Source organism: Parasphingopyxis sp. CP4 (assembly GCF_013378055.1).
In the GTDB taxonomy this organism is placed as follows: Bacteria; Pseudomonadota; Alphaproteobacteria; order Sphingomonadales; family Sphingomonadaceae; genus Parasphingopyxis.
This window is the reverse complement of record NZ_CP051130.1, coordinates 500,974-518,632: the sequence shown is the minus strand read 5'-3', so window position 1 is coordinate 518,632 and position 17,659 is coordinate 500,974. Positions and strand designations below refer to the sequence as shown.

Annotated in this window: 21 protein-coding genes and 1 tRNA gene; 7 read left to right on the top strand and 15 right to left on the bottom strand. The window is 59.8% G+C overall.

Annotated features, from left to right (window positions below):
- The first annotated feature begins 25 nt into the window (after positions 1–25).
- Both HFP51_RS02555 and HFP51_RS02550 read left to right on the top strand, forming a co-directional pair.
- Positions 26–511, top strand: a complete 486-nt coding sequence (locus HFP51_RS02555; RefSeq protein WP_176874222.1) for a DUF2165 family protein — start codon at positions 26–28, stop codon at positions 509–511.
- Between the two features lie 113 nt (positions 512–624).
- A complete protein-coding gene (locus HFP51_RS02550; protein WP_176874221.1) occupies positions 625–1,857 on the top strand; it encodes an alpha/beta hydrolase in 1,233 nt (410 codons plus the stop codon).
- A 36-nt stretch (positions 1,858–1,893) separates the two neighbouring features.
- Here HFP51_RS02550 and HFP51_RS02545 read toward each other — a convergent pair.
- From HFP51_RS02545 to HFP51_RS02525, 5 genes are all read right to left on the bottom strand, one after another.
- Positions 1,894–1,970: transfer RNA gene (locus HFP51_RS02545), tRNA-Arg, on the bottom strand.
- A 35-nt stretch (positions 1,971–2,005) separates the two neighbouring features.
- On the bottom strand, positions 2,006–2,485 hold the full coding sequence (locus HFP51_RS02540) for a DUF1178 family protein (RefSeq protein WP_176874220.1): 480 nt from the start codon (positions 2,483–2,485) through the stop codon (positions 2,006–2,008).
- Entirely contained in the window at positions 2,482–3,312 is an 831-nt protein-coding gene (locus HFP51_RS02535) for a carbon-nitrogen hydrolase family protein (RefSeq protein ID WP_176874219.1), read from the bottom strand. The genes HFP51_RS02540 and HFP51_RS02535 overlap by 4 nt, the downstream gene beginning before the upstream one ends.
- 9 nt (positions 3,313–3,321) lie before the next feature.
- On the bottom strand, positions 3,322–3,579 hold the full coding sequence (grxC, locus tag HFP51_RS02530) for a glutaredoxin 3 (RefSeq protein ID WP_176876502.1): 258 nt from the start codon (positions 3,577–3,579) through the stop codon (positions 3,322–3,324).
- A 31-nt stretch (positions 3,580–3,610) separates the two neighbouring features.
- A complete protein-coding gene (locus tag HFP51_RS02525; RefSeq protein ID WP_176874218.1) occupies positions 3,611–4,360 on the bottom strand; it encodes a ComF family protein in 750 nt (249 codons plus the stop codon).
- On the opposite strand from HFP51_RS02525, the gene HFP51_RS02520 reads away from it, so the two are divergent.
- Positions 4,352–5,263, top strand: a complete 912-nt coding sequence (locus HFP51_RS02520; protein ID WP_176874217.1) for a class I SAM-dependent methyltransferase — start codon at positions 4,352–4,354, stop codon at positions 5,261–5,263. The two genes, HFP51_RS02525 and HFP51_RS02520, sit on opposite strands and share 9 nt — an antisense overlap.
- Here HFP51_RS02520 and HFP51_RS02515 read toward each other — a convergent pair.
- Positions 5,260–5,664: a (deoxy)nucleoside triphosphate pyrophosphohydrolase gene (locus HFP51_RS02515; RefSeq protein ID WP_176874216.1), complete on the bottom strand. Its 405-nt coding sequence runs from the start codon at positions 5,662–5,664 to the stop codon at positions 5,260–5,262. The genes HFP51_RS02520 and HFP51_RS02515 overlap by 4 nt on opposite strands.
- A 74-nt stretch (positions 5,665–5,738) precedes the next feature.
- On the opposite strand from HFP51_RS02515, the gene HFP51_RS02510 reads away from it, so the two are divergent.
- Together HFP51_RS02510 and HFP51_RS02505 are read left to right on the top strand one after the other, a co-directional pair.
- A complete protein-coding gene (locus tag HFP51_RS02510) occupies positions 5,739–5,909 on the top strand; it encodes a Flp family type IVb pilin (RefSeq protein WP_176874215.1) in 171 nt (56 codons plus the stop codon).
- Between the two features lie 165 nt (positions 5,910–6,074).
- Positions 6,075–6,236 carry a Flp family type IVb pilin gene (locus HFP51_RS02505; RefSeq protein WP_176874214.1) on the top strand — a complete coding sequence of 54 codons (162 nt, stop codon included), beginning with the start codon at positions 6,075–6,077 and terminating at the stop codon, positions 6,234–6,236.
- A gap of 78 nt (positions 6,237–6,314) precedes the next feature.
- Here the strand turns inward: HFP51_RS02505 and HFP51_RS02500 are convergent, their stop codons facing one another.
- The 5 genes from HFP51_RS02500 to HFP51_RS02480 form a co-directional block, all read right to left on the bottom strand.
- Positions 6,315–7,781, bottom strand: coding sequence for a M48 family metalloprotease (locus HFP51_RS02500; RefSeq protein ID WP_176874213.1), 1,467 nt, complete (start codon positions 7,779–7,781; stop codon positions 6,315–6,317).
- Positions 7,782–7,861: 80 nt separating this feature from the next.
- Entirely contained in the window at positions 7,862–8,806 is a 945-nt protein-coding gene (locus tag HFP51_RS02495) for an acetyl-CoA carboxylase carboxyltransferase subunit alpha (protein WP_176874212.1), read from the bottom strand.
- 10 nt (positions 8,807–8,816) lie between these two features.
- Positions 8,817–9,671 carry a tyrosine-type recombinase/integrase gene (locus HFP51_RS02490; protein ID WP_176876501.1) on the bottom strand — a complete coding sequence of 285 codons (855 nt, stop codon included), beginning with the start codon at positions 9,669–9,671 and terminating at the stop codon, positions 8,817–8,819.
- A 70-nt stretch (positions 9,672–9,741) separates the two neighbouring features.
- Positions 9,742–11,571, bottom strand: coding sequence for a hypothetical protein (locus HFP51_RS02485; RefSeq protein WP_176874211.1), 1,830 nt, complete (start codon positions 11,569–11,571; stop codon positions 9,742–9,744).
- Positions 11,552–11,689: a hypothetical protein gene (locus HFP51_RS02480; protein ID WP_176874210.1), complete on the bottom strand. Its 138-nt coding sequence runs from the start codon at positions 11,687–11,689 to the stop codon at positions 11,552–11,554. The genes HFP51_RS02485 and HFP51_RS02480 overlap by 20 nt, the downstream gene beginning before the upstream one ends.
- A 117-nt stretch (positions 11,690–11,806) precedes the next feature.
- On the opposite strand from HFP51_RS02480, the gene HFP51_RS02475 reads away from it, so the two are divergent.
- Both HFP51_RS02475 and aroB read left to right on the top strand, forming a co-directional pair.
- Positions 11,807–12,331 (top strand): shikimate kinase, encoded by a 525-nt coding sequence (locus HFP51_RS02475; protein WP_176874209.1) that lies wholly within the window; start codon positions 11,807–11,809, stop codon positions 12,329–12,331.
- A complete protein-coding gene (gene aroB, locus HFP51_RS02470; protein ID WP_176874208.1) occupies positions 12,328–13,428 on the top strand; it encodes a 3-dehydroquinate synthase in 1,101 nt (366 codons plus the stop codon). The genes HFP51_RS02475 and aroB overlap by 4 nt, the downstream gene beginning before the upstream one ends.
- On the opposite strand, the gene HFP51_RS02465 is transcribed toward aroB, so the two are convergent.
- From HFP51_RS02465 to radA, 4 genes are read right to left on the bottom strand one after another with little or no spacing between them, the layout of a single operon-like run.
- A complete protein-coding gene (locus HFP51_RS02465; protein WP_176874207.1) occupies positions 13,425–15,236 on the bottom strand; it encodes a monovalent cation:proton antiporter-2 (CPA2) family protein in 1,812 nt (603 codons plus the stop codon). The genes aroB and HFP51_RS02465 overlap by 4 nt on opposite strands.
- Positions 15,236–15,667 (bottom strand): iron-sulfur cluster assembly scaffold protein, encoded by a 432-nt coding sequence (locus HFP51_RS02460; RefSeq protein ID WP_176874206.1) that lies wholly within the window; start codon positions 15,665–15,667, stop codon positions 15,236–15,238. The genes HFP51_RS02465 and HFP51_RS02460 overlap by 1 nt, the downstream gene beginning before the upstream one ends.
- 49 nt (positions 15,668–15,716) lie before the next feature.
- Positions 15,717–16,247, bottom strand: coding sequence for a CvpA family protein (locus HFP51_RS02455; RefSeq protein ID WP_176874205.1), 531 nt, complete (start codon positions 16,245–16,247; stop codon positions 15,717–15,719).
- A gap of 9 nt (positions 16,248–16,256) precedes the next feature.
- Positions 16,257–17,630 (bottom strand): DNA repair protein RadA, encoded by a 1,374-nt coding sequence (radA, locus tag HFP51_RS02450; protein ID WP_176874204.1) that lies wholly within the window; start codon positions 17,628–17,630, stop codon positions 16,257–16,259.
- Positions 17,631–17,659: the final 29 nt, after the last annotated feature.

Sequence of the window (17,659 nt, the reverse complement as noted above, 5' to 3'; positions counted from 1 at the left end):
ACGGGGACATTTGGGGGGCGCTACAATGATACGGATCATAAAATCACTATTGGTGTTGTTTATTGGGCTGCACGCCCTGTTCTACGTACTTCAAAACATTGCCAATCTGTCGACTGCCCATGAATCTCTCGTCTATGTCCTGAGCGGCACGGATCATGCAGTGTATCGCGAGACATTCTTCTTCAAACTATCCGACCCGATGATCGGCTGGGTCGCGCTGACAATGGTGCTGATCGGCGAATTTGCCGTCGCATTTTTTGGTATCAAGGGCGGTTGGGATCTGTTCAAGGCCCGCACCGCTCCAGCCGAAGAGTTTCACGCAGCCAAGCGCGCCGGCGTCATTGCAGCGGCGCTCGCCTTGCTGGTCTGGTTCGGCTTTTTCATGACCTTCGGCGCGGCGTTTTTCCAGATGTGGCAAACCCAGCTTGGCACGGGATCGATGGAAGGCGCGTACATGTACGCGATGGCATCGGCAATCACGATGCTGTTCGTGTGCCTAACCGACGACTGACGCCCGCGGCGCTCATATCGCGCTATTTGCCGAAAACCATCGTTGGTTAAGCGATGAACGATTGAGGCGAGCGCCGGTCAGATTATCTCCGTCAGTCCTTGATAGGAGGTCCCATGCGAATTGCCTGCGCTATCTTAGGCGTTGCTGCCGCCGCTCTGGCTGCACCCGCCGCAGCCCAAGACTTGACCCCGCTCGATTGGAATCGCGCTGCGTCGCCAGTTCAATCCACTGATCGCGAGGAAGAATTGGCAGTGGAATCACTCGTGATTGGCGAAAGTCGCGAAATTACGGTCCGTTTACCGGCAAGTTATTCAGAGACGCAGGATCGGTACCCCGTATTTTACGTCACCGATGCCGATTGGAATTATCGGATCGTCGCCGACTATGTTGACTATCTCAGCTATTGGGGGCGGATCCCGGAAACCATCGTCGTCGGCATTCGTAATGTCGATCGCAACCGTGACTTTGTCCCGCGGCCCTCTGCGAGTTTTCCCAATTCGGGAGAAGCTGATGCATTTCGCGATTTTCTAACCGACGAACTGAAGCCGATGATCGATGGCCGATATCGAACCTCGGGCTTCAATACCCTGTTCGGCCATTCCTTTGGCGGCGTGATCACAGCCTATGTGATGATGACCCGGCCCGATGCATTCGAAAGCTATATCGCGCTCAGCACCAGCACATGGGTCTCTGGCCGGTTCCTGTTTGAAGAAGCCGAGCGCTTTTTCGCTGCGCCTGAATATCCTGAACTCTTCTACTATATGGCCGTCGCGGAAGCCGATGGCGGCGCCACTGTTCCCGATGGCAATGCCTTTGCGGAGATGTTCGAGGCGCGGGCACCCGACAGCATTGAATGGCACTATTCGGTGGTCCCGCGCACCAATCATTTTAGCGTTGTCATGCCCGCTTTCGCCGACGCCATTGAGCGGCTCTATCCAGCCTGGGGATTTGATACCGCTCTCCAGGAACGGATCGAGACTGACGGCGCGACCGCAATCAATAGCTGGTTTGCCGAACGCGAGGCTGAGCTTGGGCCGCGCTTCTACCCGCAAGCGATGGAGCTCGGCTTGCTCGGAATCCGCTTGGCTGCGGCGGGCGAGGCCGATGCTGCACGCGCGCTCTTCGCTCGGGTGCACAGGGAACATCCCGATAATGCCGAAACCGCATTCATGAACGCACTGGCAGAAAATGCTTTGGGCGACCGCGCGGCCGCCATTCACTGGACAGCGGAGGCCTATCGGGTTGGACGCGCAACAGGCGATGTCATGCCGCACCGGCTGACCACCTATCGCAACTTCGGTGAACGATGGACGCAAGCCGCTGAGCAAGAGGCTGAGGCGGAGTAGGGATTGGTGGTCAGCAGTCGCCGCTGCGGCGATGAATGGTGCGCCCGACAGGATTTGAACCTGTGGCCCCCAGATTAGGAATCTGGTGCTCTATCCAACTGAGCTACGGGCGCTCCAACTGGCTCGTTAGGCGCGGCCTGCCGGGCGGTCAATTCTCGCTTTTTGGCGAGCGGATGGGAAGTGGCAGCGGGGCGACGGGCACGCCGTCCTCAAGCAATGCCTTGGCATCTTCCACCGAAGTTTGCCCATGGATCGGGCGATCGTCGATCTCGCCATCATGCATGGCCCGCGCTTCGTTCGCGAAATCATCGCCGACATAGTCTGAATTTTCGAGCGCCTTGGCCTGCTCCTTGGCGAGCGTTTCCAGCATCGCTTTCATCTGAGCGGGATCCGGATTGCTATTGGATACCGCCAGCGCTGTATCTGAAGAAGCCGCGCTCCCCTCAGCCACTTGGTTGCCCTTGGCGCCAACCGCCGGAGCCATCACTGCCTTGCTGATATCACCGGACCCGCAGATCGGGCAGTTCACAAGGCCCTTCTCGCGCTGTTCCTCGTAATCGCTGGATGAACCGAACCAGGCCTCGAAGACATGGGCACCCGCCCCGCATTGGAGATCGAAGACAATCATCCCGCTGTCTCCGGCGCGGCGAATGGCCGACGATGGCGGATCACGGGAATGCGTTTGCGGACCTCATCGAGCCGCGCTGGATCAATGTCCGCAAAGCCAACGCCAAGCGTGTCGCCCATATCGAGCAGGACTTCGCCCCAGGGATCGACAACCAGGCTATGACCAAAGGTATCGCGCCCGTCCGCATGATGGCCGCACTGGGCCGCTGCGATTACAAAGGCTGCCGATTCAATCGCCCGAGCCCGCATCAGCACATGCCAATGCGCCTTTCCCGTCGGCACGGTAAAAGCCGCCGGAATAGTGATCAGCGTCGCGCCGGCGTCACTGAGTGCGCGGTACAAATCCGCAAAGCGCAGATCATAACAGACTGACATACCGAGCGGACCGAGAGGCGTTTCGGCGATCACCGCCTGCTCACCGGCATCGTAGGTGGAACTTTCGCGCCAGCTTTCGCCGGTATCAAGATCGACATCGAACAGATGGATCTTGTCATAGCGCGCGCGGATCTCACCCTTGTCGTCAATAACAAAGCCGCGATTGACGAGCCGGTCTGGGTCTCCCTCGGCGCGCAGGGCGAGCGATCCAATATGCACCCAAATCCCGTGCTCGGCGGCGGCTGTGCGTACGGCCGCCAATACGCTGTCTTCGCCCTCGGTCGTCAGATGGGCAGCGGCACGCTTGCGTTTCTGATCAAGCAGCCCGCTCATTTCCGGAGTGAAGACCATGGTCGCGCCACCGGCTTTTGCTTCGGCAACCGCATCGACCATCGTCGCGGCATTTTCAGCCGGGTCGATCCCGCTATTCATCTGGAGAAGTGCAATACGCATGACTGCGGATCAGGCCGAGAGCAGCGAATCCAGCTCGCCTGCCCTCTCAAGTGCGGCAAGTTCGTCCGATCCACCGACATGCCGGCCATCGATAAAGATTTGCGGTACCGTAAGTCCGCCATTGCTGCGTTCGAGCATCTCGTCCCGCTTCGGAGCATCCATGGTGATGTCGAATTCCTCGAATGCGACACCCTTGGATTCGAGCAGGTTTTTTGCGCGCGCGCAGTAGCCGCACAGGAATTTGGTGTAGATTTCTACCTTGGCCATATCACCCATGTGTGAAGCAGAGCCGCCGTCGTCAATAGTCATCCGCATCGTCGTGACAGACACGCGCCCAGCAACGAACATGGATTTCGCGGGCGCCGGCGCGTTTCAGCACCTTTGCGCAGGCACGAACGGTCGCGCCGCTGGTATAGACGTCATCGACCAGGACGAGCCGCTGGCCGGCGATCTGCGCGCGTTGCTCGGGGTTGATGGAAAAAGCGCCGCGCACGGTTTTGGCGCGTTCGCGAGCCCCCATCGCGCGTAAATAGGGTGTGGCGCGAGTTCGGCGCAGTGCGGAGAGCGAGAGCCGTTCCGGCGCCGCCGGGGCGAGCGCCCGCGCAATCAAGGCGGCCTGATTATAACCTCGACGCCAAAGCCGCCAGCGATGAAGCGGTACCGGCACGATCAGGGCATCATCACAATCACGCATATGGCGATGAAGATTCGCGGCGATCGTCCGGGCAGCGCCAACCCGCCCGCCATATTTGAGACGCAGCGCCACAATTCGCGCAACATCCCCATAGCGTACCGCCGCGCGCATGGAATCGAAGGCTGGTGGGTCATTCATACAGGCACCGCACAGCGCCTGCGCATCAGGTAGCGAGACAAGCGGATCGCCGCATTGGGTGCATCCCTGATCGAGATGATCGAGCGCCATCCAGCAATCCAGGCAGAAGCGATCATCGCCATCGACGATCTCGCCACAGGCCGGACAGCGCGGCGGAAGCGCGAAATCGAACCCATTCCGGGAAATAGATCCAAGGATTGCAGTAAGATGTGCCATCCCGTCTTGTCCCGCACCGCGCCACCGGGCACAAGCCCGGCCATGGAATCACCGCTTCCCACCCAGGACAAACCGTTCAACCGGTCGCTGCGCCGCATGCGTCGCGATCGCGCGCTTGGGCGCTGGGCCGATCATGCTTTCCTGCAAGATCATATGGCCGAAGAGCTGATCGAGCGCCTGAGCGGCGTGCAACGCGATTTCCAACGGGCGTTAGTCCTTGGATATCCGGGCGAAACCATGATGGCTGCCCTGCAGTCAAAGGGCATTGCCTATGTCGTTGCCGATGCAGGATTTCAGGCCGCGAGAATCGCGGCCGGGGTTCAATGTGACGAAGATCGCCTGCCCTTCGCTGACGAAAGCTTTGATCTCGTACTGGCGGTCGGCACGCTCGACACGGTGAACGACTTACCCGGCGCGTTGGTGCTGATTCGCCGGTGCTTGCGTCCCGATGGCCTGTTTCTGGGCGCCTGTATTGGGTCGGGGAGCCTGGTGGCGTTACGCGAAGCGATGCTTTCCGCAGATCTGGCCCTGGGCGGCGTTGCGCCGCGGATACATCCGCAGATCGATATTCGCGCAGCGGGCGATTTGCTTGGGCGCGCGGGATTTGCGCTTCAGGTGGCTGACGGAGAGACGCTTACCGTCCGATATCCGGGCCTCAATCGACTGATCGGCGATCTGCGCGGATCGGCCAATGCGAGCCTGTTACAGTCGCCGTCCCTCTCGCGCACCGGTCTGGCGGCCGCGCATGCAGCTTTTGAGGCGCGGCGTGAAGACGGGAAAACATCCGAAACCTTCGAGATCATGTATCTTACCGGTTGGTCGCCCTCGCCGGATCAGCCGAAACCCGCTGCGCGCGGGAGCGGCACGACATCGCTGGCCGATGCGCTCAAACCCAGCGACTAAATCAGCGAATCAAGCAATCCGATCAACGGTCGGTCTGCAGGCGGCATATCGAGGCTGAACATTTCCCGCGGAAACACCCATTTGATCTCCGGCGCTTCCAGCGGGCGAGCGATTCCGCCCCACTTCCGGCAGACATAAAGCAACAACAGCAAATGCTTATCGCCGAGCGCCTCGCTCGCGAAGCACGCCGGAGCGAGGCAGGATTCATGGGTTTCGATGCCAAGCTCCTCCTGTAACTCGCGAATAAGCGCACTTTCCGGGGTTTCGCCGGGCTCACATTTGCCACCGGGAAACTCCCAGAGGCCCGCCATGGACCGGCCTTCAGGGCGTTTCTGGACAAGAATACGGCCGTCATGATCGACAAGGGCGGCCGCGGAAACGGTTAAAATCTGGGGGTTCATTCGACAAATTATCACTTTGTTAATGCGGAGATGCGAGATTCGCCCTGGGTATGGAAAATCTGGGGTATGGTGCCATGAAAAACGGGCTTAGGAAAATTGTGCGCGATGAACGCGGTGCGACGGTAATCGAATATGGTTTGATTGTCTCACTCGTCGTTCTTGCAATGGTGGGTGCGCTGGGAACAGTGGCCGGAACAACCACCAATATGTGGAATGACGTTTCCAACGAAGTCACTCAAGATTAATGATTTTTTTGCACGCCAAATCATTTCTAATGGTTAACGCGTCAAAAATTATTGGTTTTAAGTCTTTGGAAAGACCTCCGCTCTAAAACTCAAATCGTCGGTTCGAACTCGTTGGGCTGGCGGGGTATTTGGAAACCTGAACTTGGAACTCAAAGGAGACCAGTAATGAAAAATTTTCGTAAAATGCTGAAAGACAGCAAGGGCGCGACCGCTATTGAATATGGCCTGATCGCTGCTCTGATCGCCGTTGCCGCTATCACGGCAATGAGCACGCTCGGTAACAACCTGAGCAACACGTTTAACGACGTTTCGAACGAAATGGACTAAGTCCAAATCGTTTACTGAGATTGCGGGCGGCGAAGCAATTCGCCGCCCGTTTTCTTTTGTCCAAAGCAAATTTGGAATTTAGCGCCCGAAGACCACCAGCTTTACCCGCTGTCCGGCGCGCAGCGAATCCCCTGATCCCAGTGCATTGAGCACCCGAAACCGGGCTTCCTGGTTACTTTGATAGGCCATCCGCGACGCAAGTCCGCTAATTGTATCGCCGCGCCTTACCGTCACGACATCGATAACCCGTGGACGGATTGCCGCTGCTTCCGAACTGGATAGCCGCGCCACCGATCGAATCATCGAATTAAACGGCCCAATCCCCTGCCCGGCGCGGGTTACGGTCATGAAATGATATTTGCGGTTCGATCCGAAATCATAGGCTGTGACGGTCACATCTACCTGGTTCGATCCGCTGGCCACCCGCGCACTGGCTTGCGCCACCGGAATGCCGTTGATCCGCGACGATGTGACATTGCCATAATTGATCTGGCGCTGATTTCCGCCAAGTTCGCGAAACACCCGCGCGACATGATCGCTCAGCGAACCCGAATGCTGGCCGCCGCCAAACTGAGCCTGGCCGTTTTGCCCCGTTACAACGACCGCGCTCGTCCCATTTTGCATCGTGTATCCCTGCGGGACCGTAAATTGCAGGCGAAGGTCCGGATGGCGGAACGTATTGCCGTCGATTACGCCCTGGGCCGGATCGTCATCATACAGCATGCCGTCAATCGCGTTGAGAAACACCTCGCGATTATTGGTGCCGCCGCCGGCGACCGCGCCAGTTGCCGACGCCGTATTGCGCGCCCGGGAAACACGAGCGCCTGGATCGGGATGCGTACTGGCCCATTCCGGCAGCGACCGCGCTTCGCGCCCGGCGATCCGCGCATTGAGCGATGTCTGTGCAGCCAGCGAAGAGAGCATGCCCGCAGCTGCAAACGGATCATATCCGGCGCGGGTGAGATAGGTGATGCCCAGTTCATCCGCTTCATATTCCTGGCTCCGCGAATAGCGCAGCGTGTAGAGCTGTGCCGCCTGGCCGGCGAGATTGGCGAGATCACCACTCCCGGTGAGCAAACCCAAGCCCACTGCCAATATCTGGGTGATGGTCGATGTACTTTGGCGCCGCGATGAATGGCGGGCCGCGACATGCCCGACCTCATGACCCATCACCGAAGCAAGCTCCGCCTCATTGTTCATCAGGCCGACCAGATTGCGCGTGATATACACATAGCCGCCGGGCAGCGCGAAAGCGTTATTTACCGGCGAATTCAAAAGGGTAACTGTGAAATCATTCTGTGCATTGGAGAGTCCGGATTCGACCGCAATGCGCCGTCCGATCTGCACGACATATGCTGATTGTCGCCCGGAATAGGCATCGCCAAATTGCTGGAGCAATTGCGCATGCGCCTGTGCCCCCTGCTGCCGCTCCTGTTGGCTAATGGCTTCGCCGGCCGCCGGTCCCGATCCGGGAAGCGGTAACCCCGCGCAACTGCCTGTCACCACAGCAGCCGATAGTAGAAGCGCTATTCTCAATTTTGCCATCTATCCCTCCATCCGATCCTGTCTAGCAGGACAACCAAGATATGGGTCAGATCGTTCCCCCCAAGTGGAGAATGCGATGGCTATTTCCCCATATCCAAGAATTTGGCGCGGCGTTTCTGCCGCAATTTGTCGCCCGATACGCCAGCCAGGCGATCCAGCTCTTCGCCAATCGCCTTGCCCAGAGTCTCTATCGCCGCATCGCGTTGACGATGGGCTCCGCCCACAGGCTCGGCAATCACCCGATCGACGACGCCCAGCTTCTTGAGTTCACCGGCACTGATCCGCATCGCTTCTGCGGCGTCAGCCGCCTTGTCAGCCGTGCGCCACAAAATCGAGGCACAGCCTTCGGGCGAAATGACCGAGTAAATGGCGTTTTCAAACATCAACACGCTATTGGCGCTCGACAAGGCGATCGCACCGCCCGAGCCGCCTTCGCCGACAATCGCGGCAACAATTGGCACGCGGAGCTGCAAACAGGCTTGAGTTGAACGGGCAATCGCCTCTGCCTGGGCGCGTTCTTCCGCCTGAATTCCCGGAAATGCACCCGGTGTATCCACCAGAGTGACAACCGGCAGGCCAAATCGATCAGCGAGTTTCATCAACCGGATTGCTTTGCGATAGCCTTCGGGCTTCGCCATCCCGAAATTATGCTTCAGCCGGTTTTCGGTATTGTCGCCCTTCTCATGTCCCATGACGAGAACACGACGACCGCCGATACGACCGAGACCGCCGACAATGGCAAGATCATCAGAAAACCCACGATCGCCGGCCAGTGGGATAAAGTCTTCAACAAAACCAGCCACATAATCCTTGAAATGTGGGCGATCCGGATGGCGCGCAACCTGCGTCTTTTGCCATGGCGTCAACGAGGCATAGGTATCACGCAACATTTTTTGAGACTTGGTTTCAAGCCGCTTCACTTCGCTGTTGATATCCAGCGAACCGGAGTCCGCTGTATCGCGCAATTCTGCGATCCGCGCCTGCAGATCCGCAATGGGTTTTTCGAAATCTAGGAAATGCTGCATATTCGCGCGGTTAAGCCTCCGAGCCGGGCGCGTCAACGAGTGGATGACGTGCATTAACGAGCGCGACCAGCCGCGCACTATCGACATGGGTATAGATTTGGGTCGTCGCAATGTCGGCATGACCCAACAAAGTCTGCAATGTCCTGAGGTCTGCACCGCCTTCCAGCAGATGGGTTGCAAAGGCATGGCGCAATATATGCGGGCTAACGCGATCGGGTGGGATGCCGGAATTTGCTGCCAGTTCCTTGACCAGCTGGTACAGCCGAATCCGGCTCAAATGGCTCTTGCCTGACGGAAACAGCCAGCGTGCATCCTCGGGTACATGCTCGCGCCATTTGTCGACCGCGTCCAATGCCCGGTCAGATATCGGCACCAGCCGTTCACGGCCGCCTTTGCCCGTAAGGATTAGAAATGGCGAGCCGCGTCGTACAGATGCGCGCGGCAGCGACACCAGCTCGGTCGCGCGCATGCCCGACCCATAGAGGAGCTCAATCAACGCAGCCATGCGAAAGGCGAGCGGCTTTTGCGTCGCGACGCCGCGCTCCAGCGTATCGAAGATGCGGCCAATATCGGCATGGCTCAGGCTTTTCGGCAACGGCCGAGCGGAACCCGGACGCGGCAATGCCTCAGACGGGTCATCCGAACGCAATCCCTCATCCGCGAGGAAGCCGAAAAATCGTCGGAGCGCTGCGGATTTTCGGGCAACTGTGGAGCGCGCGAGCTGCGCCCAGCCATCGCCGAGCCGCTCAAGATCTGCCCGTTTGGCCGTGGCGAGTTTGCCTTCCAGTACGCCGGACGACCCTCGCAGGTCCGTCTCATAAGCATTGAGTGTATTGCGGGCCGCGCCAGCTTCAGCGGCCATCATTTCCAGAAAACGGGCAATAAGTTGCGCGTCGTCGCCAGCCGGTTGGGCGCTGCGCTCACCGGCCACCGGCTCAACCGCGCGTTATCGCTTCGGCAGCGATCATCCGGGCTTCGGGTTCGCGCCCCGCCAAGCGATAGGCACGCACGATATGATAGAGGTGGCGCGGCGGAATTCCGGCCCAGCCATCCGATTGCATGCCGACTGCCGATATCAGTGCAACCAGCCCAACCCGCTGCGCGCGCGCAACCAGATCGAGTTGGCGGGTCCAGATGTCTTCGCGCGTCAGGCCAAGGCCAAAGGCTCGGTCGACAGCGCTGATTTCATTAGCAGAAAGGCGATCGAGACCGGCAAGTGCGGCCGCCAATAGGCGCGCGCGATGTTCGCCGGAGGATCCGGCCGCGCTCGCATAGTCCTCGACCCGCTCAAGGCTCGTTTCAACCACCGGTTGCGGAGCGCCCACCGCAAGCAACGCCCACGCGTCGCCATCCGCATCCTCATCGAGAACCGTGGCCCATTGTGCGGCCTGAACGTCCAACCCCGCTGTCATCATCGATGCAATCAGAGATCCAGCATCGGAAACATGGTCAGCGCTCGGCTGGATCCGAACAGCAGCTCGGGCGGTCAATATCAGTCCGGCATATCGACCGTCCCGGCCATCATCTTCCGTCCACAAAGTTTGCATCGCTGCGATCCGATCAGCGGGATCTGGTTCGACATAGGCGGAGCGCAGGATATCCGTCGTCGAACCCGGGATCGCTGCCGGATCGAGATCAGCCAGCAGCGCGCTGTACATTGTGACCAGCGCCTGATTGGACAGCACACCCATGGCCGCTGCTACCCGCGCGGGTGCAATGCGATCGGCCAGATCGATCGTCGGAGTACGGGCGCGCCAACCGGCAACCTGCCGACCGGCCGCCTGGTATAGCTCTTCCGGAATCTCGACGCCGGTTGCATTGGCGAGACCAAATCGCCAGGCGTTGAGTTGCTCAACCCCCTCCCAGTCGATCGCGATGGCCTGAGAGCTGCCGCCAGCATTCACAGCACGATCGCCGAGCCGAATGTCAAAGCCATTCGTCAACTGGGCACCGCGTAACCCCGCCATCTGCGACGTCGCTCGCGCGCTTTCGCCGCCGAGCCCCGCACAGATTGCATCAGCCATGATCCAGGCTGGTGATTCTGCGCTGCGACGGGCGCCGGAAACCAATGGGCAAAAACCTGCCAGATCGGTTGCCGCAAGGTTGGTCTGCATCGCGACCGCATAGAGTTTCGGCGTATGACGATCGCTATCAACGCGCTGCGCCAGCATGCGAGCGCCATCCACTTCGCCCATGCGCAGCAACAGCCAGGCGCGCTCCGCAACCCAATCGGGCGCAACTACATTGTTCGGCGTCGGCACACGGCTCATGAGCGCGCGGCGCAGGCTGATATGCATCCAGCGCGACGCGACCGGCGCATCAAGGCGGCGCATCAGGGTCGAAAGATAGCGGCCATCGGCCCCGGCAAAGGCATCTTCGCCATAGCCACCGAGCGCGGGCGTAAGAGGTCCGACTTGGGTAAGCGAGCGGCGCGCCTGAGCCGGCAGCTCATATTCCGGAGGGATATCTTCATATTCGAGATCGAGCTCGCTCATGTCGAACTCGTCGATATCCCCTTCCCCATCAAGCGCCACGCTGCGATCGGACGGTGCGACCGGCGCGGACGGTGCGGGTCCAGTCGGTGCGGAGGGTGTTGGTGCCGCAGGTGGCGGTGGAGGGGGCGGCGGCGGTGCTGGCACAGGATCGCCAAATCCTTCCGGTAGCAGGGATTCCGGTCCCTCCTGGCCAAATGCCGGGACGACCAGTGCATATGCACTCGCCCCGATTCCCAATGCTATCAGTGAGCTAGTTTTCCAGCGCTTCATCGGCCACCGGTTCTTCGATAAGCTGTGGTTCTACGTCTGTATCGACGGTAGAAAGATAATAGATGAAGATTGCTAATCCAATCAAAAATATCAGGAAAAGCAGCAGCGACCGCGACATATTCGAAACTTACCCTATTATGATTTGTTCTTTTGGCAACGCGCTTTTGCGGCGACCGAACGGACTGTTTATACCCCTAAATCCATGACGCCTAGCCCATCCCCAAATTCCGCCGCGATGGCGATAAAATCTCATATCGACAAACCGATAGTGCTTGTCGGCCTGATGGGGGTTGGAAAATCGACCATCGGGCGACGTCTGGCAAACCGCCTCGATCTGCCCTTTGTTGATTCGGATGACGAGATTGAAGCGGCTGCCGGCATGAAGGTTGGCGAGCTGTTCGAAACCTATGGCGAGGAATATTTCCGCGATGGCGAGCGACGGGTAATCTCCCGCCTGATTGACGGGTCTCCGCGGGTGATAGCGACCGGTGGCGGGGCGTTCGTCAATGATGAGACGCGCGCGCTGATCCTTCGCGCTGCGCTGGCGATCTGGCTCAATGCCGATATCGACGTTCTCGCCGAGCGGGTATCCCGACGCGATACCCGTCCGCTTGTCCGCGACAATGATCCAAAGGTCGTGCTTTCCGAGCTAGCCGCCAAGCGCAATCAATATTATGCGCAAGCACCAATCCATGTGCAAAGTGGAGACGGCGCACATGACGAAACCGTCGAGCGCATATTGGAGGCCCTCGCCAAATGACCATCATTCCCGTGGCGCTCGGCAGCCGCAGCTACGATATCCAAATCGCGGACGGACTGCTTGATCGAGCCATGGATGTGCTCGCGCCCTATATCGCGCGAGACCGGGCGATTGTCGTCACAGACGAAACGGTCGCGACACGCCAACTGGGCCGGCTGCAAGTTTCTGCACAGGCAGCTGGTGTCGAACTTCACACCATTGTCCTGCCAGCTGGCGAAGGCACGAAGAACTGGCACCAGCTTGAGAAGCTGACCGATCAGCTGCTCTCACTCGGCGTTGAACGGGGCGACCATATCATTGCATTGGGCGGAGGCGTGATCGGCGATCTCACGGGATTTGCGGCCGCGGTCCTCAAACGCGGATGCGGTTTTGTCCAGATACCAACGACCCTGCTGGCTCAGGTCGACAGTTCGGTTGGCGGCAAGACAGCAATCAACAGCAAGGCTGGCAAAAATCTGATCGGCGCCTTTCACCAGCCGGGCTTTGTCCTGATCGATCCGTCAGTTCTCGACAGCCTTCCGACGCGCGAGCTGGGCGCTGGCTATGCCGAAGTCGTCAAATATGGGCTGATCGATGATGCTGAATTTTTCAAATGGTGCGAAGCCAATGGCAGTGACCTGCTTGCCGGTGACCGGTCTGCACAGATTGCCGCAATCGGCCACAGCGTTGCGGCGAAGGCGCGCATTGTCGCCGAAGACGAGACAGAGCGCAGCGGCCGCCGGGCGCTGCTCAACCTGGGCCATACCTTCGGCCATGCGCTGGAAGCAGAAACCGGCTTTTCGGATACCCTGCTCCATGGGGAGGCCGTTGCCGCCGGCATATCGCTCGCCTTTGCCTATTCCGCGCGGCGCGGCCTGTGTGACGCAGCGGACGCGGAGCGTGTGGCAGCGCATTTTGAAACCACCGGCTTGCCGAACGGCCTCTCAGCGGCGGGCGTCAGCGCTAGTGGCGATACCCTTGTCGGCCATATGCAGCATGACAAGAAAATGGAGGGCGGCACCCTTCCCTTCCTGCTCGCACGCGGCATCGGCCAGACCTATCTGGCGCGTGACGTCGATCTTTCAGATATTGCTGCCTTTCTGGACGAGGCGGCCTAGCGCGGCTCGCTGCCATCGAAATCGAGTGATTCTGCGGTTCCGAAGCTCATCTCGGCCCCGGCGCGCAAGTCACCCTCCTCGCGCTGCATATCCAGCCGATCGCAGTCGCGCTTGCGATATTCCTCTTCCACCCGGTCGATAAGCGTTTCATCGAGATCGATCCGCGCCATCGCCTGCCGCGCCATGGAAATCGCCGATTCCAATAGCTCGCGAAAGGTACCGTCGAGCTGATCGGCATCGAGGTTGAGCACATGCCGGCGATCAAATGTGCGAGCGAAGATCAGTGCCTTGGGAAACGCCATCCGGATGGCCTCAAGCCGCTCATTGTTGAGCGCCGTGCCATCATTACAGAACAGTATCGCCCGCGCTTCATCCGCCCCGGCCTCGCGGAGCAAATCGACCCGCAGGCCGTCGCCATAATAGACTTTGCGCCCAAATTCGCCCGACAGGTCGATCTGGTCGGGCTTGGAATCGATCAGCGTCACCGGGATATTCGCGCCTGTCAGCATTTGCGACACCGTCTGTCCGAAGCGGCCATGGCCAACGATGATCGCACCCGGTGTCGGCGCGCCGCTTGGCCCATCCATATCCTCGCGCGCTGATGCTTTCACACCGCCAAATCGTTTTGCGAGCGCCATCAGGAACGGCGTGGTTGCCATAGACAGTGTAACGACGGCACCAAACAGGCTGGTCGCGCTATCGGCTACCAACAGGGCCCGTTCCGCTTCGGCAAACAGCACAAAGGCAAATTCACCGCCCTGACTGAGCAGCAAGCCCATGACGAAGGCGGAGCGTGTCGTGACGCCGAATGCCCGGGCAAGCGCGAAGATGATCGCCACCTTGGTTGCCACCAGGGCGACCGCCATGCCGATCACAAAGAGTGGCTGGGCCAGCACGACGCCCACATCGAGCATCATGCCGACCGCCAGGAAAAATAGCCCGAGCAGGATTGAACGAAACGGATCGACATCCGCCTCCAGCTCATGCCGATAGGGCGAGTCAGCGAGCATCACCCCGGCGACAAAGGCACCCAGGGCCATCGAGAGGCCCAGTGAATCCATCAGCGCGGCCGCTGCGAACACCGTGAACAGTCCGGTCACAATAAAGAGCTCGCGCTCGGCAAAACGACCAACCAAGCCCAGCAGCGGATTGAGAACATAGCGCCCAGCCAGCACCAGTCCGACGATCGCCAAGACCGCATAGATAGCGAGCAGCCATCCCGGCGGGGCACCCGGAACGGCCGGTGCACGCGACAGCACCGCTACGATAGTGAGCAACGGAACGATTGAAAGGTCCTGGAACAGCAGCACCGAGAAGGTCCGTTCACCGAGCGGTGTGTTCAACCGGCCTTCGGATTGGAGCAACGGTAACACCTGCGCGGTCGATGACAGCGCGAGCGACATGCCAACCGCAAACGCTGCGGCCAAAGTGAAGCTGGTTCCGGCAAGAACGAGCCCGGTGATGGCGATCGCGCAGACTATCACCTGCAGCATCCCAAGCCCGAAAATATCCCGTCTCAGGCGCCATAGTCGTGCCGGCGCGAGTTCAAGCCCGACAAGGAACAGCAGCAGGACAATCCCGATTTCGGCAACCGCCAATATGGATTCGCCGCTGTCTATCAAAGCCAATCCAAAGGGCCCGACTGCAACACCGGCGAGCAGATAGCCGAGCACCGCACCCAGGCCGAGCCGGCGGAACAGCAAGACGAAACCGAGTGCAGCGCCCAACAGGATAAAGCCATCGAGCAACAGTTCGCCGGTTAATCCATGGGCACCGCCATGCGCTTCTGCAGCGGCTTCGTCCGCCATCAGGCGCCGATCCGCGCTTGCGTCACAGCCATTGCGATCGCTTCGAACGGCAATCGAATAGAAGCGTGGCGCGCACTATGCGGGATTGCCGCGCGAAAGATTTCAAGACCTGGCCAATCGCCCGGATCATCGCTCTGCCCTGCCAGAAACAGGGTCAGTGCGTCGCGCGCTGTCGCCAGTTCTTGCGCGCTCTTGCCGATCGCGTGCTGGCCCATCAAGGCTGCGGACGCCTGGCCAAGCGCGCAAGCGCGCACCTCTTGACCCAATGCCGTTACCCGACCGGCATCATCCGTTTCCACATCCACGACTATGCGGCTGCCGCACACCGGTGATCGGCGCTCGATCGACGCATCGGGGTCCGCCAGTCGATCCAGATGCGGAATCTGGGTTGCCAGTCGCAAGATATCAGCAGTGTAGAGCGGAGCGGCCATGCGCCCTGATTTAGTTGCTTCCGGGATAAATGCCAGCGGTGCAGTGGTGCTATTCAGCTTCGGCTTGGGAATCCGGATCAGTCCCACCCTCGCGGCGCAGCTCAACAAAGTCGACAATCGCCCGGCCGCTGGCATTGAGCAGCGGGAAGGTTCGGCTGTCCTGCATCCAGTCCGGGCGCTCTGCATGGCTGCCATAGGCGATATCCGTGGCGAGATTGGCGAGCAGGAAAACAAGCGTCACTGCAATCAATCCCTTGATCGCGCCAAAACCAACACCGAGGATACGGTCGAACGGGCCAATAAAGGATTCGCGAACACCGATGCCGAGCTTGCGGCCGATATAGCGGCTGCCGAAGAACACGCCGCCAAACACCAGCCCGAATGCCAGCACGGCGGATGATCCGCCAATGCCTGCCAATGGTTCCAACAGCCCGACCACATCGGAGTAGAAAAGCCTGAGCGCGATCACGCCGAACAGCCAGGAAAGCAAAGTCATCACTTCAAAGGTGAAACCGCGCATAAAGCCGCGGATCGCGCCGCCGCCGACGAGAATCAGGACTATCGCATCAAGGATGGTCATAGGACGCCGCTAGGCGCGGTCCAGCAAATGGTCAACCAAAGCGCGCAATGCTGAAAAGCCTTCCAGCGCCATTCCGCTTTCGCGGCTGTCGATCGATGCGGGCAGCAAGGCCTTACGAAAACCGAGCTTTGACGCCTCTCGGAGCCGCAATGCCGCATGCGATACGGTGCGCACTTCGCCAGACAGGGATATTTCGCCAAAGGCCACGCAATCCGCGGCAACTGGGCGTTCGGACAGGGCAGAAATCAATGCTGCTGCTACGGCCAGATCGGCGGCAGGATCGGCAACGCGATAGCCACCCGCGACATTCAGATAGACTTCGGATGTCGAGAAGCTCAGACCGCACCGCGCCTCTAGCACGGCCAAAATCATTGCCAGCCGACCAGAATCCCAACCGACCACCGCGCGACGTGGGGTTGCACCGCTCGCCAGTCGCACAACCAGCGCCTGGATCTCGACCAGCACGGGCCGGGTGCCTTCCAGCGCCGGAAATACGACGGCACCGGTGACATCCTCCTTACGACTCGTAAGGAACAGTGAAGATGGGTTGGCGACTTCTTCCAGGCCCTTTTCTACCATCGCAAAAACGCCGATTTCGTCGGTCCCGCCAAAGCGGTTCTTGATGGCGCGCAATATCCGATATTGATGGCTACGCTCGCCTTCGAAACTCAGCACCGTATCGACCATATGTTCGAGCACGCGAGGGCCCGCGATCGCGCCGTCTTTTGTCACATGGCCGACCAGCACGAGCGCCGTGCCGCGTTCCTTGGCGAAGCGGATCAGCTCCTGGGCCGAGGCGCGCACCTGGCTGACCGTTCCCGGCGCGCCTTCGATCAGGTCGCTATGCATGGTCTGGATGGAATCGATGATCAGCAATGCCGGTGGCTTGCCCGATCCCAGCGTCGTCAGGATATCGCGCACCGAGGTGGCTGCAGCGAGCTGCATTGGCGCATCGCCAAGCCCCAGCCGCCGTGCGCGCAACCGGATCTGATCCGCCGCCTCCTCGCCCGAAATATAGGTTACATCATGCCCGGCATCTGCGACGATCGCGCAGGCTTGCAGCAACAGCGTCGATTTGCCGATTCCCGGATCACCGCCAAGCAAGGTAGCCGAGCCTTCAACAAGCCCGCCACCTAATGCACGATCCAGCTCGGCAATCCCGGTTCCAATCCGGTCTGGCAAGGCGATATCGGCATTGAGACCCACCAGATCGACCGCAGTTCCGCCGGATTGCAGGTTATGCTTGGCTTGAAATGGCGTCACGACGCCACCGGCATCTTCCACCAGTGTGTTCCATTCCTTGCAGTCGGCACATTGCCCCTGCCACTTGGTGGCGACCGATCCGCAGGATTGACACAGATAACGTTTTTGGGCCTTTGCCATGGCCATCCCATAGCTGGAACAAAAGGGGA